The sequence below is a fragment of the Rhodococcus sp. 2G genome, from assembly GCF_001886355.1.
GTDB classification, from domain to species: Bacteria; Actinomycetota; Actinomycetes; order Mycobacteriales; family Mycobacteriaceae; genus Rhodococcus; species Rhodococcus pyridinivorans.
The window spans coordinates 467,758-481,474 of record NZ_CP018063.1 but is presented as its reverse complement, the minus strand read 5'-3'; the positions used below and the strand labels follow the sequence as shown (position 1 = coordinate 481,474).

General features: G+C 64.3%; 21 protein-coding genes. 2 read left to right on the top strand and 19 right to left on the bottom strand.

The features are described from left to right. Positions 1–91: 91 nt before the first annotated feature. Positions 92–409 carry a helix-turn-helix domain-containing protein gene (locus BO226_RS26555; protein WP_083543569.1) on the top strand — a complete coding sequence of 106 codons (318 nt, stop codon included), beginning with the start codon at positions 92–94 and terminating at the stop codon, positions 407–409. Positions 410–731: 322 nt separating this feature from the next. Here the strand turns inward: BO226_RS26555 and BO226_RS02290 are convergent, their stop codons facing one another. Beyond that, positions 732–1,268, bottom strand: coding sequence for a hypothetical protein (locus BO226_RS02290; protein WP_156895098.1), 537 nt, complete (start codon positions 1,266–1,268; stop codon positions 732–734). A 51-nt stretch (positions 1,269–1,319) separates the two neighbouring features. Between BO226_RS02290 and BO226_RS02285 the strand changes: the two genes are divergently transcribed. After that, positions 1,320–2,564, top strand: a complete 1,245-nt coding sequence (locus BO226_RS02285) for an IS256-like element IS1164 family transposase (RefSeq protein WP_071934540.1) — start codon at positions 1,320–1,322, stop codon at positions 2,562–2,564. A gap of 40 nt (positions 2,565–2,604) precedes the next feature. On the opposite strand, the gene BO226_RS02280 is transcribed toward BO226_RS02285, so the two are convergent. The 18 genes from BO226_RS02280 to BO226_RS02195 form a co-directional block, all read right to left on the bottom strand. After that, complete coding sequence (locus BO226_RS02280; protein WP_156895096.1) at positions 2,605–2,955, bottom strand: hypothetical protein; 351 nt, start codon at positions 2,953–2,955, stop codon at positions 2,605–2,607. Between the two features lie 63 nt (positions 2,956–3,018). Beyond that, positions 3,019–3,258 (bottom strand): hypothetical protein, encoded by a 240-nt coding sequence (locus BO226_RS02275; RefSeq protein WP_071934538.1) that lies wholly within the window; start codon positions 3,256–3,258, stop codon positions 3,019–3,021. After that, a complete protein-coding gene (locus BO226_RS02270) occupies positions 3,258–3,467 on the bottom strand; it encodes a hypothetical protein (protein WP_156895094.1) in 210 nt (69 codons plus the stop codon). Before BO226_RS02270 ends, BO226_RS02275 begins: the two co-directional genes overlap by 1 nt. Before the next feature lie 26 nt (positions 3,468–3,493). After that, positions 3,494–3,853 carry a P27 family phage terminase small subunit gene (locus BO226_RS02265; RefSeq protein WP_232238036.1) on the bottom strand — a complete coding sequence of 120 codons (360 nt, stop codon included), beginning with the start codon at positions 3,851–3,853 and terminating at the stop codon, positions 3,494–3,496. Between the two features lie 177 nt (positions 3,854–4,030). Then, positions 4,031–4,627 carry a hypothetical protein gene (locus BO226_RS02260; RefSeq protein ID WP_156895093.1) on the bottom strand — a complete coding sequence of 199 codons (597 nt, stop codon included), beginning with the start codon at positions 4,625–4,627 and terminating at the stop codon, positions 4,031–4,033. Continuing rightward, a complete protein-coding gene (locus BO226_RS02255; protein ID WP_071934534.1) occupies positions 4,593–5,036 on the bottom strand; it encodes a helix-turn-helix domain-containing protein in 444 nt (147 codons plus the stop codon). Before BO226_RS02255 ends, BO226_RS02260 begins: the two co-directional genes overlap by 35 nt. After that, positions 5,033–8,305, bottom strand: a complete 3,273-nt coding sequence (locus BO226_RS26550; protein WP_156895091.1) for a phage tail tape measure protein — start codon at positions 8,303–8,305, stop codon at positions 5,033–5,035. Before BO226_RS26550 ends, BO226_RS02255 begins: the two co-directional genes overlap by 4 nt. Before the next feature lie 515 nt (positions 8,306–8,820). Continuing rightward, positions 8,821–9,003: a hypothetical protein gene (locus BO226_RS26895; protein ID WP_156895089.1), complete on the bottom strand. Its 183-nt coding sequence runs from the start codon at positions 9,001–9,003 to the stop codon at positions 8,821–8,823. Further along, positions 9,000–9,338 (bottom strand): hypothetical protein, encoded by a 339-nt coding sequence (locus tag BO226_RS02240; RefSeq protein ID WP_071934533.1) that lies wholly within the window; start codon positions 9,336–9,338, stop codon positions 9,000–9,002. Before BO226_RS02240 ends, BO226_RS26895 begins: the two co-directional genes overlap by 4 nt. Further along, on the bottom strand, positions 9,335–9,634 hold the full coding sequence (locus tag BO226_RS02235; RefSeq protein ID WP_071934532.1) for a WhiB family transcriptional regulator: 300 nt from the start codon (positions 9,632–9,634) through the stop codon (positions 9,335–9,337). Before BO226_RS02235 ends, BO226_RS02240 begins: the two co-directional genes overlap by 4 nt. Then, positions 9,631–11,610 carry an AAA family ATPase gene (locus BO226_RS02230; RefSeq protein WP_071934531.1) on the bottom strand — a complete coding sequence of 660 codons (1,980 nt, stop codon included), beginning with the start codon at positions 11,608–11,610 and terminating at the stop codon, positions 9,631–9,633. Before BO226_RS02230 ends, BO226_RS02235 begins: the two co-directional genes overlap by 4 nt. Next, complete coding sequence (locus tag BO226_RS28360; protein WP_258913726.1) at positions 11,607–11,738, bottom strand: hypothetical protein; 132 nt, start codon at positions 11,736–11,738, stop codon at positions 11,607–11,609. Before BO226_RS28360 ends, BO226_RS02230 begins: the two co-directional genes overlap by 4 nt. A 291-nt stretch (positions 11,739–12,029) precedes the next feature. After that, positions 12,030–12,230, bottom strand: a complete 201-nt coding sequence (locus BO226_RS02220; protein WP_071934529.1) for a hypothetical protein — start codon at positions 12,228–12,230, stop codon at positions 12,030–12,032. After that, positions 12,227–12,475, bottom strand: coding sequence for a hypothetical protein (locus tag BO226_RS02215; RefSeq protein ID WP_071934528.1), 249 nt, complete (start codon positions 12,473–12,475; stop codon positions 12,227–12,229). Before BO226_RS02215 ends, BO226_RS02220 begins: the two co-directional genes overlap by 4 nt. Then, positions 12,472–12,771, bottom strand: coding sequence for a hypothetical protein (locus BO226_RS02210; protein ID WP_071934527.1), 300 nt, complete (start codon positions 12,769–12,771; stop codon positions 12,472–12,474). The genes BO226_RS02215 and BO226_RS02210 overlap by 4 nt, the downstream gene beginning before the upstream one ends. Beyond that, positions 12,771–13,262, bottom strand: a complete 492-nt coding sequence (locus tag BO226_RS02205; RefSeq protein ID WP_071934526.1) for a hypothetical protein — start codon at positions 13,260–13,262, stop codon at positions 12,771–12,773. Before BO226_RS02205 ends, BO226_RS02210 begins: the two co-directional genes overlap by 1 nt. Positions 13,263–13,270: 8 nt before the next feature. After that, positions 13,271–13,504 (bottom strand): hypothetical protein, encoded by a 234-nt coding sequence (locus tag BO226_RS27585; protein WP_198040680.1) that lies wholly within the window; start codon positions 13,502–13,504, stop codon positions 13,271–13,273. Then, complete coding sequence (locus BO226_RS02195; protein ID WP_442977169.1) at positions 13,453–13,692, bottom strand: helix-turn-helix transcriptional regulator; 240 nt, start codon at positions 13,690–13,692, stop codon at positions 13,453–13,455. Before BO226_RS02195 ends, BO226_RS27585 begins: the two co-directional genes overlap by 52 nt. Between the last annotated feature and the right edge of the window lie 25 nt (positions 13,693–13,717).

Sequence of the window (13,717 nt, the reverse complement as noted above, 5' to 3'; positions counted from 1 at the left end):
TTCGGCAGCCATGTTGCTTGCTCACCGACACAGTTGCCCACCAGGTGACGATGCGAAGACACGATCGCCGGCGCCTGCCACGTTGAAGACCATGACTACTCAGCAGGATCTGACCACCTTGATCGCTCGGGAACTGAACGCGGCTGCAGACCGAATCGCCGCGGCCCTTGTTCAGGAGTACTCGATCGAGAAGGGTGTACGCACTCTGTACACCCCTGGCGCGGGAAGTCTCGGTCCGAAGTTGCTCCTCAACGCCCTCGAAGCCGCCGAACTCCTCGGCGTCTCCGACACCACCATCCGCGAACTGTGGGGTGCAGGACACCTCAAGTTCGTGCGGATCGGCAAAGGCCGCAAGGTCACCCGCACCGAACTCGGACGGTTCATTGCGGACCGTGAAGAGATGGCATGAGGGAGCATCCACCTGGCGCTGCCTCACGGATTGCCCAGGATTAGTACCTATACGGACAGTGCCTGCACTATGCCCGCCCGGCTGCCCTGCTCGTCTTCGCGCGCCTTGCGCGAACCGCGCGACGGTGTACGACGGGTGCTTCTGCACGCACGGTCTCTCGCGCGGAATCCCAGATCTCCCGCCGGGCGTCCTTGGACGAGAGGTCCACCACGACCCGCCGCTCCGGCTTCGTCATCCGAATCTTGGCCATCTCTCACCCTCCTTCAGCCTCGAGGTCATCGAGGTCATCGAAATGTAGCGCCAGCATGTGACAACCTGCAGGTCACCGCTCGGCCTCGGCAAACGCGATTGCGAGCAGGTCAGCAACCAACATCACGATCTGCTTATCAGTGTCCACTAGATCCCCCGCATTGGGGGCATCTACTGTCACCATGCCATAGGCATACTCACCATTGGTGATGGACGCAGAAATGAACGTCCGATACCCCTTCGCACTTCCCTGATAATGCTCTGGCGGCTCGCGCTCGATGTCGGGAGCGAACTTATCCCCTCCATCGCGCACCATCTTGATTGCTAGATCGCCTCGCGGTGCCCCTGGGACAAAGGGCTGGGGCGGCGTGCCACTGCGGCCGCCATAGTCCAGATATTCCATCCGGCCACTTTGATCGACGATCTGATAGACAACTACCCGCAGTCGGTCAACGTTGTCTAGGAGCAGCTGGATTGCTCCGAGCGACTGGCTCGCCACACGCTTCAGTTCAGCCTTTCGCTCCGATTTTCGGTTGCGTCCATCAGGATGGTGTACGAGCCGGATCGGATCCGATGACCGGCGTGTCGTAACCGGACGAAAGACGGTCACCGCGTGATTCTTCGAGAGAGCTACCAACTCGACTCGACGAAAGAGCACGCGATGACCACTGCCCACGATATCGACCTCCGCCAGCTTGTCGAAGACCGACTCACCGGCGCCAGCCCCGACCTGCTGCGCGAGCTGCTGACGATGTTCATCCACGCCCTGATGGGCGCCGAGGCCGACGCCCTGTGCGGCGCCGACTACGGCCAACGCTCCGACGAACGCGTCAACGTTCGCAACGGCTACCGGCACCGCGACTTCGACACCCGCGTCGGCACCCTCGACGTGGCCATCCCCAAGCTGAGGTCCGGCTCGTACTTCCCGGACTGGCTGCTGCAACGGCGCAAGCGGGCCGAACGGGCCCTGACCTCGGTTGTTGCGACCTGCTACCTGCTCGGGGTCTCGACCCGGCGGATGGAGAAACTCGTCGATACCCTCGGGATCACCTCGCTGTCGAAGTCGCAGGTCTCGGTGATGGCGAAAGACCTCGACACCCAGGTCGAGGCCTTCCGGAACCGACCCCTCGATGCGGGCCCGTACACGTTCGTCGCCGCCGACGCCCTGGTCCTCAAGGTCCGCGAGAACGGACGGGTGGTGAACGTGCACGCCCTGGTCGCGGTCGGGGTCAACGCCGACGGCTACCGCGAGATCCTGGGGCTGGACGTCACCTCCGCCGAGGACGGCGCCGGCTGGCTGACCTTCTTCCGCGGGTTGGTCGCCCGCGGCCTGTCCGGGGTGCGGTTGGTGACCTCCGATGCCCACGCCGGCCTCGTCGCGGCGATCGGCGCAACCCTGCCCGGCGCCTCCTGGCAGCGGTGCCGCACCCACTACTCGACGAACCTCATGGCCGTCACACCGAAGTCGTCGTGGCCCTGGGTGAAGACACTGCTGCACTCCGTGTACGACCAGCCCGACGCGGATTCCGTTCACGCACAATACGATCGAATCATCGATGCACTCACCGAGAAGCTGCCGAAGGTGGCCGATCACCTCGACGCCGCCCGGTCGGATCTGTTGGCGTTCACCGCGTTCCCGAAGCAGATCTGGAAACAGATCTGGAGCAACAATCCGCAGGAGCGCCTCAATAAGGAGATCCGCCGCCGGACCGACGTGGTGGGGATCTTCCCGGACCGCACCGCTCTGATCCGACTCGTCGGGGCGGTGCTGGCCGAGCAGCACGACGAGTGGATCGAAGGCCGCCGCTACCTCGGCCTCGACGTACTCGCCCGCTCCCGCACCGACAAGCCCGCCGACAGTGTCACCGAGGGCACCGAGGAGGTGACACCGGCCTTGACCGCCTGATCCACCGACGAGGAATCACGCGACGACGTCGTACACCACCTCACGGGACTTGACCCGATTTTCCCTTGCTGGGCATAGCCGCGATGAGTTCCGCCACGCGTTGGAGTGCGTCCTTCATAGCCACACGTAGACGGTCGACCTCACTCAGCTCCTGCCCCCTCAGCCGCTTTCTTAGCTGATGAGAAGCAACCTGAATCCCCACGACAACGAGAAGTAAGACGGAGCCGCCGAGAATCCAAGCCCAGTCACCCCGGTCCTCAAGCGCCTGGCCGAACGTCACGAAGAGAGTCGCAATGACAGGCAATACCCCGGAAATAGCTACGGGAACCCATGAATCCTCGAACCATGAACCCGTCAGGTCCAGTACAAGATCACGGCGAGTCGATGTCACTCGCTGTATGGTACGCACGGACTGATGAGAGATTCGTGCGGCGCGTATCTGCGGTACTGACTCTCAGATCTTTAGATCGTCCCACGGCTCATCAGGGATATGCGCACTCGCGGTGATCTCCTCCGACTTCCGCGCAATGTCACCCGACGGCCACCCGTGCACCCCCGCCCAGGCAGCCCGCTCCGCGCACCACCCCGAGAAGGCGTGCTCCTCGTACCCGACGAGACCACGGGCGTCGCACCACAGCCGGTAGTCCAGCAACTCGGCCGGCACCCGGCCCGCGAACTTGTTCTTCCGTCGCATCAGATCACCGACCAATCCACCGGCGGATACGGCACCGTACGGCCCACCGCTGCCCGCTCCTCATCCTCGGCAACATCACCACCAGGCCAACCATTCACCGCCGCGAACTCCCGGCGAGCATCCGACCACGCCACGAACGAGAACCACGGATGCTCCCCCTCCGGCCGCTGCTCACACCACGCCGAGAAATCGAACAGCAGCGCGTCCACGGATCCCTCGAACCTGTTACGACGCCTCACGACACCACCCCCGTGATTCCGTACGTGCCCCGCACACTGCGCCGCTGCTGCTTCGGGGCCTCGTCCTCCTGCACCCCCGACTCAAGACCCAGCGCAGCGACCAGACGAGCGAACGTGATGCGCTGCTGACGCAACTCAGGCAACGCCGGATGCACCCGCGTCCCCTGGGAGGATTCGTTCAACACCCCATCCCGGTCCAACACCTTCTGCAGCTCGTCGAGAGAGTCGGCGGTCCGGCACGCTTGGAGCAGTAATCCCCGCTCATGTTCGGCGAGGTCGAAGTCCTCGAGGGTGTCGGACCACAGTCGTTTGCCGGCAGCTCGGAGGCCGGTCGGAGGCTTCGCTTTGTCGGCCACAGATGGGCCTCCCTTCATGCTCAAGGTCGATTTGATTCAGGTCGCGGAGAAGGATGCCCGCCTGGGCCGGAGGGTGCGGGAGGACCACCCCTGGGTCACCTCCCCCTGGGGTCACCAGGTTCGGTGGATGCAGCTGCGCCCCTGCAGAGCGGGTTGTCTGCAGGGGCGCGGGTTCGATCAGAGACTCCACTCGTCGGCGAGCTCGGAAGGCTTGGCGAGCCATGTGGTCATCGCCTGCCCGAATGATCTGCCGGGGTTTGCGGCCGCCTTGGTGAGGTCCAACAACTCTCGGAGGTCGTCCTCGGTGGTGGGGTGCTCGTCGACGTAGGCGTTGATCACGTCGAACCAGTGCTGCGGTCTGCCGTTGAGCGGGTTCAGTTCGGCGCCGGCCTCGAAGGCGCGACGGAGGATGGCGCGCTCCAGCATGAGGTCCTTGAAGGTGATGGCGCTTCGCATCATCGCGAGGGCTTCTTCTTCGCTGGACAGAGCTTCCGCTCGGTCGTTCGCGTCCCGCTGCGCGATGACGTCCTGCGCGGAGGCTCCGACTGTGCCGAACAGTCGACGCTGCAGGGTGGTGATTCGGTTCGTTTCGTCCTGCGTGGTCTGCGCCTTGAGCTTGTCCATCTGAGCCTTCGAGCTCACGTACAGATCCCGGATGCGTGACTTCTTGCCTTCGTCGCTGAGCATACGGTCGGCGCGGATCTCGTCGAGCGCACGAGCGAAGCTCGTCTGGATCTTCTCAGCTTGCGCGCGCAGATCTTCCATGGTTGCCATGGGTGTCTCCTCTGGTTTGGTAGTGGGCGAGGTCTTCGCGGTTGATGAACCAGCGCCCTTCGATGTTTTCGGCGGGGATCGCTCCGCGGTCGATTGCTTTCCGCACTGCTCGGTCTGTGATCCCTAGGCGGTCGGCGACCTGGATGGTGCTCAACCACTGGGGACAGGGTGCCTGTGGTTCCGCGGATTCCGCTGGGGCGGTTCCGTCTACGGAATTTCGCCAGACGAGGGCGCCGAGGTGCAGTGCTCCGAGGACGGCGTCTACTTCGGGGTCGAGTCCTCGGTTGCTGATGCGGAGTGCGTTGAGGTTGGCTCGGCGTTCGAGCCAGGCGGCCACCCGGGCGGGGACGATCACGACGTGGCCGTCCCCGTGCAGGTAGTGCTCGATGGGCCGGGGTTCTCGACTCATCCGAATGGCCTCCCTTGATGACGCAGCGCCTTCCGGCTCTGCATCGACTCGATTCGGCGCACGATCTCGTCGATGATTCGTTGGTCGATGAGACCGGTCGCCTCGACCCGCACCGAGTTGTCGACCGTTTCCGCTGGCTTGTCGGCGGGCGCGTTCCGTGACTGCTGGTCCGCAAACGCCTGCGCGACCTCACGTCCCGTCTGCCAGAACCGATGGTTCGGATCGAACAAGGTTCCCTCGAGTCCGAGCGTTTCCAGTGCCGCGGCCTGCGCGATTCCGCCGACGTCCTCTCCGTATTTGCGGAGCCGGTCCTCGACCGAGAACGCGTTGGGGTCCTCGACCGCCGCGGCCGGCGGATCCTCGGTCTTCGGCGCGAAAGCCGACTCGTCCGCGGTGTTGCCGGTCTGGATCGGTTCGACGGTGCGCATTCCGGACGGCCAATTGGTGACGAACACCGCCACCGCCGACCCGGAGGGCTTGGCGTTGGAGGTTCCGCCACCGGTGCCGCCGGTCGAGGCACCACCGCCACCGGCGCCGCCCCCACCACCGCCTCCGGTGGATTTGCCGAGGGCCTGCAAGCCGTCGATGCCGACGATCGATGCTCGACCTGAATCCAGATCCTCCATGCTGGGGTCGTCGCCGCCGGACGCCCCGGGCCAGTGGTACACGAACGGGAAGTCCAATGCACCGTCGGCAGAGCCGCCGTACTGGATTCCGTTCGATCCGTCGGATTCGATATTGACGCCGAACAGGGTGCCGGCCATGTGACCGTTCGCCCCGACACCCTTGTCTGTTCCGATGGAGAATCCGTTCGGGTCGTAACCCGGCTCCCAACCCATCGCTTCGAAATCCGATCCGGTGACGAACCGCACCGACTGCCCCGTACCTGCGTTGAACACCGCGGACAGATAGCCGGAGCAGTCCAGACCGCCGTACACGTACGGCTCCCCGTTGTGCGCCTGCGCCTTCGACTTCGCCGCATCCGCATTGAAGTAACCACCGGTGGCGAACGCGGGGATCTGGTCGTTGTTGATCGCCTCAAGCAAACCGCGATGCTTCTTGGTCATCGCCGCCCGCGTCACGAACTCACCATCCGAGATACGGATCAGGTTCGAGTCCGAGGTGCCGGTACCGCGGCCAGTGAAGTAGCCGCCGGTGGCGAACCCTTGCCCGGTCCCTGGGTCGTAGAACGGCCCCAGTGCATCTTCGGCGATGCCGAGTGAGGCTTTCCGCTCGCGCAGCGTCACCCACACGTCGACGTTCTTGCCGTTGTTCTCCCTCAGGAAGTTGTCGACGATCCGCTGACCTTCTTCGGTGTTCGCGGTGACCTCGAACGTCCCATCCGGCAGCTTGGTGACAGTCAACCCGAGCTTCTCGAGTTCGGCCTGCCGCTCCGGGGTGTTGTCCTTGATGATGATCCGCTTCTCATCGGGAATCATCTCGACTTCATCACCGAGTGCCCGCATCATCAACGCGGAATCCTGCGCCTGCTCCCCGGACAGTGCGAGATCCTGCCGCATGTTCTGCAGACCCGGGATCACCGTCGAGCCGATGGAGTCCGCCAGCTCGATCATCGCCCCAGCGCCCTGCCGGGACTTGTCCGAATAGTCCTGCAGAAAGTCCGTGGCACCCTGTAGGTCCTTGGACATCCCGTCCATGCCGAGTGCGCCGGCGACTTTCGCAGCGGCACCCGTGAATCCGGCCATGGTGTCGAGCACTGCGGCGAACCCGTCAGCGGTGATCGCCACGAACGGACCGATCACATGCAGAGCGCCCTGCACGAACCGGGCGATACCTTCACCGGCGAGCAGGGCACCGTCGACGAGGCCAGTGAAGAAGCCGATGATTTCCGGCTTGTGTGTCGACACCCAGTCTGCGAGCTGTGACAAGTACGGACCCGCCATCTCCGCAAGGGCAAGCTTCGCATTGTCCGCCTCCACTGTCAGGGTGTTGACGGCCCTGGTCCAGTCGTCGTTCTGACCGAGGACATCTCGCGCGTCCTTCGCTGCGCCCGCGACTTCGCCGAACGCGAGCGCGGCCCGCGACGGATCCCACTGCGTGAAAGTTCCGATGAAGTCACCCGCGGTGTCACCGAGCATCGCCTGAGCCAACGCGGCACGCTCGAGGGGATCTTCGACCTTGCGGATCGCGTCGAAGATCCGATCGAACGCTTCCTCACCCTTCGGGCCGCCTTCGGACAGAGCGGTGAACAGTTCATCGACCGGCAGGTCGAGTGCACCGAGGGTTTCCTTGATCGTGTCGCCTTCTTCGACCATCCGCCGGCCGAACTCGCGAAGTGCATCCGCGGCGCGGTCGGTGTTGTCGGCGCCAAGATCCATCGACTGATTGATCAGCCCGAGTGCGAACTCTGCGGAGAAACCTGTCTGCTTCCAACCCGCCGAGTATTCGGACAGTGAGTCGATGAGGTCGTCACCTATGTTGCCGCCACGCTGGTAGCCGCGGGTGATGACATCGAATGCTTCCTCGGAAGAATCGACGAGGTCGTTCTTCATCAGGGCGGACACGGCCCGGATGGAGTCCGACATCTCACCGCCCATGAGGTCGGTGACCCCCTGCAGCCCTTCGATGATCGGCTGCATCTCCGAGGCAGTTTCCTCGCCGTTCAGCACCCCGGACTGGATAGCGAGTTGGGCGGTCTCCATGTTCGCTTCGACAGACTCGCCGAAAGCATTGGAGAACGCCGCCCCGGCGGCCTTGCCGATCTTCTCCATCGTCTCTTCGTTGGTGCCGAGACGGGCCTGGATCAGATCCCGGGATTGCTGCTGCTGCATTCCGTCTGCGATAGCGGAAGCCAGCACCGCACCGGCACCCAGACCGATCGCGGCCACACCAGCAAGCGCAGCACCGATCGGTCCGGCCTTCGCCCCCAATGAACCGACCTGACCGGCGAACCCGGTCAGGAACGATGCGCCGCCGGAATCACCGGCCATCCCACCGATGCGATCTGCCGCGCCGCCGAGTCGGTCACCGACCGAGTCACCGAGACCACGGAGACGATCCGAGAAGGACGAGGAGAAGCGGCGACCTGCCTCACCGCCCTCGTCCCCGCCGGTGTTGCCGAGCCTGCGGGATACATCGTTGTCGATGTCCCGGGTTTGGCGAGTGAACGAATCGGCGAAGTCCGAGCCTGCCCGGCGGCCGGCCTGGTCTCCTGAGCGCTGCAGGTCCCGTTCCAACGTGCGGCCGAGATCCCGGGTCTCAGCCACCAGCGAGACATAGGCAGTTGCCAGCTCAATTCCTGCTGCCACTGGTTACCTCCTTTCGATGTGCAGACCTCGAGATGCTTCGGCGCGTGTGGGTATGGCGCGTTGAATGTGGGCCTCCGCCGCGGGCTTCGGCGATGGTGGAGGCAAGTTCTTCGTCTGTGAGGGCAGCGAGATAGTCGGCAACCTCACGACGTGTCGGTGCGGTCATGGTGTCCTGCCTTCGATGTGTTCGATGACGGCTCTGCGATCCAGTAGCCACCGGCCCCCGACACGGCGGCCGCCGAGGCGCGGTGCAAGGCGTCTGGCCTGGCGGCTGCTGCATTCGAGCATTCGTGAGGCTTCCTCGGTAGCGATCATTTCCATTTCATCCTCGAGCGGTTCCACGCGACGGGCGTCCGTTTGTCCTGCGGCGGACGCGAGTTCGGCGAGGGCGTGTGAGGGAGGAAGGTTGTTTCGCTGTCGAGCACGCTGTGCGACCTGCACGGCGTAGAGGAGGGCGTCCACCGCGCCCCCGGTGAGGAGAAGGACACCGGGGGCGAGGCGTTGAACGGGTGGGGTCACGGGATCCGCTTTTCCTCCGCGAGCGCGAGCTGCTCGGCGGCGTCGACGAGTTGGTCAGCGAGCGTGGTGGCTTCGCCGATGGTCAGAGTCCACAGTTCGGCGCCGAGGTAGAGGCGGATCCGTTTCTCCGGGTGATGGGCCACTGCACGCGCCGATGTCCTGTAGGGATGGCGCCTCATGCCTGTCCCCCGGCCTTGCGGTAGGTGTCGGTGATCTTCTCCCGCACCGGGATCGTGGGATCGAACTCTTCGACGATCTGAATGATCGGGTCGAGGATGCAGTGCGTCATGATGCGCAGTGCGCCGGCCGCGACATATCCGTAGGTTCCAACCCCGACGCGGGAAACCCACTGTGAGACCACGTCGGCGATCGCGGCCTGGTCGTTGCTGTGAAGGGCGAGGTCACATGCGAGTTGAAGACTGTCATTGTGCAGCTTGTCGACGTCGATCACGCCGAGGGGTTGATCGTCGCCGCCGAGGACCATGAGCAGATCGGGTGCGTCGTTGTCGTTCACTGCGTTTCCTTCGTGAGTGTCGGTCGGCCGGGGAGTCCGTGCACGTGGCCGGCCCACATCCCGAAGGGATGTTCCTGTTCCCCCGCTGCGGTTCGGCACGGTCCTGCTACTGGGCATCGGGTGCATTGGCTACGTGCCCAGCTGAGCCGTTCGGATCGTTCCTCGGTGGTCTCGTTGCCGAGTTCTGCATCGAACAGTGGGGACTTGCCGGCACATCGAGCACCGCGGAGTCGGGGGTCGACGAGAGCGACAATCCGGTCCGGGATCTGCGGCAGGCGGGATGCCCGGCGGGTCATGCTGCATCACCTCCGAAGAGTGCGGTCGATTGCTGGGCGCGGCGTTCGCAGTCGGCGTGCATCGCCCGGCCGGTCGCTACCCCGTCGAGGGGAAATCCGCACTCGGGGCACCCCGGAACAGCGGTCGGGTCACCAGTGGGGCCATTCACGGATGTGTGGCCCGACTGGGAATCTGCCTCAATGGGGCCACTGCGTTTCCGCAGGTCACGCCCAGTTGGGCCAGTAGGGCCAGTGGGGCCATGTATGAGGTCCGACTGTTCGTCGTGGCCCGACTGTGTGGGCAGTGCCCATCGGGTCGTTCTCGGGAATCCTTCGGTGGTGTAGACGACGCCGAGTTCCTTCGCTGCGCGCTTGAGGGTGCGTTCAGCGATGCCAGCTTTGCGGGCGTCGTTCTTCACGTCCTTGGCGGGGGTGCGGCCGTGCTCGGTGAGGTAGTCCTCGAGCCACACTTCAGCCTCGTTACGGTCCTCGCGATCGGTCCCGTCCGGTTCGGCGAGAAGCTCTCGCGCGTCCCGGGTGGTTTCTCCCAGCCAGTGCAGTGCGCCGACCTCCGCCGGTCCGTCCTCGGTCATGACGGTGGTCGAGACGAGTGTCGCCTCCATCGATCGGATGCGGGGTGCAAGGTTGCCCTTGGTGTTGGTCACCACGAGGTTGCCGCTGTCCTCGTCCTTGGCGACGGACAGCACCGAACGCGCCACCTGAGACCAGGCGATCGACCCGAGGATCAGTTTCCCGGTGTCAGCTCCGTCCCTTTTCCCGAAATGGCACAGCCCGAACACGACACAGCCCTGTCTCGAGGCGAGCTGTGCGAGAGGTTCGAGGTACTGCCGGACCGCACGGTCGTCCTTGCCGGACAGTTCCGAAGACATCGACGAAGTAGCGGCATCGAGGACCACGAATGCGACCTGGTGCTGTGCAATGACCTTTTCGAGCGCGAACGTGTCGAGTGGCAGGATCAATGTTCCCGAATCGGTGTGGGAAGTCTCCACATCGACGAACAACACCCGGCTCATGTCCGCCCCGGCCGCTTTCAATCGCGGTGCCACGGTGAACTCCCGGGAGTCCTCGGAATGCACGTAGAGCACATTTCGCGGAGTGCCGTGCAATTCCCCTTCGAGCTGTCCTTGGGTGACCTGAGCGCAGATCTGAGCGGCGATGGTGGACTTACCGAGTCCTTCCCGGCCTGCGAGCAGGGTCAGCGATCCTGCCGGGATCCAGTCCTCCATCACCCAGCGGATGCGCTGCATCTTCACTTCGGATCCACGGGTGACTTTCAGTCGGCGGCTCGTGGTGCCGCCGAGGTCGACGATCTCAAGTTCGTCGAGTCCATATCCCGCGGCGATGTGGTCGGCGGCGTCCTTGCCGACCTTGGCGGTGGCAACGGCGACACCAGCGGCGATCGGTTCGACGATCTCGTATACCTGCATCGCGTGCCGGCGGCCGGGGTCGTCATCGTCGGCGACGATCACCACGGTGTGCCCGGCCAACGGTGACCAGTCGAACAGGTGCGCCTTGCCGGCGCCCATCGCCGAACACACGGCAACAGCGCCGACGGATTCAACGGCGTGCACGTCCTTTTCGCCTTCGACGACGTAGACCGGAGTACCGGTAGCGAGCTGGTCGAGGCGTTCGACGCGGTAGAGGTCGCGACCCGTGGTGTTGCCGGCCTGCCGGAACTTCTTGTGGCCGCGGTCGTCGTAGGTGCGGTGCACGGTGCGGCCGTCACGGTAGGTGTAGCTGGTGCCCGCGGTGTCGTCGAACAGGTCTCGCATGGTCAGCCCTACGGCATCGAGCACGGCCTGTTTGTCGTCGGCGTGACTGTTCATCAGCACCTGGTCTGAGATCTGCCGGAAGGTCACCGAACGGTCGGCCGGCGAGTGCCCTGGGGCCTGGGCAGAGGCGGTGTCGCCGGCACCGTCCTTCCAGACCAGTCCCTGGTCACGCCAGCGGTCGCGGAGCCGGTCGAGTGCCTTCATGCGGCCTCACCTTCGACCCGTGCGGCGGTGCGACGCCAGACCCGTGCCGGGGCGTCCCAATCGCCGTCAGCGGCACGGGGACCGTATCCGTGGAACTCGATATAGCCGCGGCGATTCAACTCACGCACGAGAGCTCCCAGGCGACAAGGCTTGTCGTTCGCGTGCGGTGGTAGGTACAGGGCCATTTGCGCGGCCGTGAATGTCGTCCCCGACGGTTGGTGCGAGATCCACTGCTGCGCCACGGCGAGTAGGTCGCGGTGAGCGTGGTCTAGAGCGGCATCGGAGCCGGTAGCGGTAGTCTTGGTGTGACGCATTGCTGCTGCGTCCTTTCATCTGGTGGGCCGGGAGCCTTTTGTCGGGCTCCCGGCCCGAAGCGTTCAAGTGGTTTCGCAGACCTTTGAGCGCGGGATGTCGTCAGGTCACGGGCTGCATCTCCTGCCTGCTTGCAGTGCTTCCGTGAAGTGATCGTGTTCGAGTCGGGGGCGCCGGCGCATCGCGATCGTGGCGTCCTCTCCGAACCCGTCGCGGTCCGCGACCTGGCGGTCGACGATGTGCGCCACGATCAGTGCGATGTTCTCGACCATCAGCGCCACGATGAGGAACAGTTCGAGATCGGTCATTGTCCGACCTCCCGCTGTGCCCAGTACTCGAGGGCCCCGAGCATGTCGTCTCGTCCGGTGGCAGCCTGGTATTCCTTGGAACGGCGTTTGCCGGCCTTGACCCATTCATCGGGGAGGGCTGCAACTCCGGTGCCGCGGAACATTGCGAGGGCGCGCACCTGGTCTTCTGGGACGCCGAGCAGCAAGGCGAGTCCCTTTGCGCTGACGACGGGCTCGCCGTCGATGTAGTCGTAGAGGTCGCTCACAGTGCCTCCCGAACGTCGGCAGCCGCGCGGATTTTGCCTTCGTCCCAGACGAGAACGTGGTCTGCCTTGGCGTCTCGTTCCTCGGAAGCGCGGTTGAGCGCGTCGTCGATCTCGAGGCAGTGCTTGCACATTGCGGAAGGAGCACTGCCGTAGATCTCGTGGCCGGTGTCGGGGTTGATCACATCCCAATCACGGCTCGGGATGCCGCAGAGGGACGGCACCTCAATGTCGAGCTGGTCGGACACCCAAAGGTGCCATTCGGTGACGAGGTGATTCACGTCGAAATGAGTGCTCATCACGCGTCCACCCCTTCTGTTTCGGCGAGTGCACGAACAGCGACCTGCAGAGCGTCGATGATCTCGTGGGTTTCCGATGCGGAGAACGCACCCCTGACGTTGATGCAGAGATCGGGGGCATGGCGGATGATGCGGCCCTCGACGATCTCGTCGATGACGCGCACGGCGATGCTCGCGGCGGTGTCTCCGATTTCCTTGCCCCACCATCGGGTGATGCGATCGTTCCGGACGATCGCCCAGTCGTCGGGTTCGATACCGTCGAATCCTGCGGGTGGGTCGATCTCGTCGACGGTGGACGCGGCGATCATGGCGAGGTTGTTGTCATGGATGCTTTTCGCGCCGATCATGGCGAGCTCGAGCCACACTTCGCGGGTGTATCCGGGGTCGTGCATGTCGTTGAGCTGCGCCCAGATGCCGGCGGCTTGGGTGACGGTCAGCGTGGTGTGCCCTGCGGAGAACGCCGCTTCGACGATCTCGAGGGAGGAAGGCATAGAATGGTTCATGATTCCTCGTTCTGGTGAGTGATGGATTCGTTGCCCTCGATGCCCTGGCCGGCATCGGGGGCGTTCTCATTCGGTCGCTCGGTGTAGTCGTGTTCGACTCCGAGCAGGTGGTGGAGTCTGCGTGGGTAATCGCACCGCACGCAGGTCGGCTCTCTGTCGAAGTAGCCGTCGCGGCGCATCAGGCGATACCGCCTGCGGTAGTGGTTGCGGCTTCCTGTGCTGCAAGCCACGCCATGACAGCCGACTTCTTCCAGACACGACGGCGGCCCAGTTTGAAACTGGCGGGCCCCATGTCGCCTCGATGCGCCCAGTAGCGCAGAGTGCCTTCCGGAATTCCCGTGCGATCGCTGACCTGTTTCGCTTGCCAGAACTCTTCGTCTACGCCAATGGATGAGACGGGAGATCGCCGATGGTCCACTTCTTCCTCCTGTGGGTTGAGACTT